General features: G+C 75.5%; 2 pseudogenes. Both read right to left on the minus strand.

From position 1 onward, the window contains the following. Positions 1-343: pseudogene (locus D471_RS34925) on the minus strand (SAM-dependent methyltransferase); the annotation flags it as partial. Next, positions 340-576 (minus strand): annotated as a pseudogene (locus D471_RS34930) (DISARM system phospholipase D-like protein DrmC); the annotation flags it as partial. The pseudogenes D471_RS34930 and D471_RS34925, both read right to left, overlap by 4 nt.

Below are 576 nucleotides of genomic sequence, written 5' to 3' on the forward strand. Positions count from 1 at the left end.
GGCCCGGAGGCAGGGATCCCCACGGGTGGACGTCGCCCAGCAGGGCGGCCGCGTACCCCATGAACTCGGTGAGGCGCACGTCGGGCACCGCGGTGCGCACCCGCTGCCACAGCAGGTCGGCGGGGCCCGCCTCGAACGGCCTGCCGTGCTCGCGGCACCACTCCCGCACCTCCTCCAGCGCGAACAGCGGATGGGCCGAGGTCCCCGCCACCGGCCGCGGAAAGTCGGTGAAGCGCCTGCGCCAGTTGCTCACCGCCGGTCTGCGCACACCGGCGAGCCGGGCGATGTCGGCCGACCCGACCAAGGCCGCGGCGTCCGCGCCGCCACCGCGCACGTCGGTCATCGGTTCCGCCCCTTCCACAACGGGGCCAGCACCCGACGCGACTGGAGTTCGGTGATGTGCTCGGCGACCCGCACCGGTGTGGTCCCCCCGCGCACCAGCAGCCCCACCTCGATGGTGCTCGCCACCCCCGACCGGGTGAGGTCGGCGCTGGAGACCACCAGCGTGCGCCGGTCGGCCACCGCCAGCTTGGCGTGCGCCTTGGCGCCGCGCAGCCACGGCCGGCTGACGATGGG

This window comes from Nocardiopsis lucentensis DSM 44048 (assembly GCF_000341125.1).
Taxonomy (GTDB): domain Bacteria; phylum Actinomycetota; class Actinomycetes; order Streptosporangiales; family Streptosporangiaceae; genus Nocardiopsis; species Nocardiopsis lucentensis.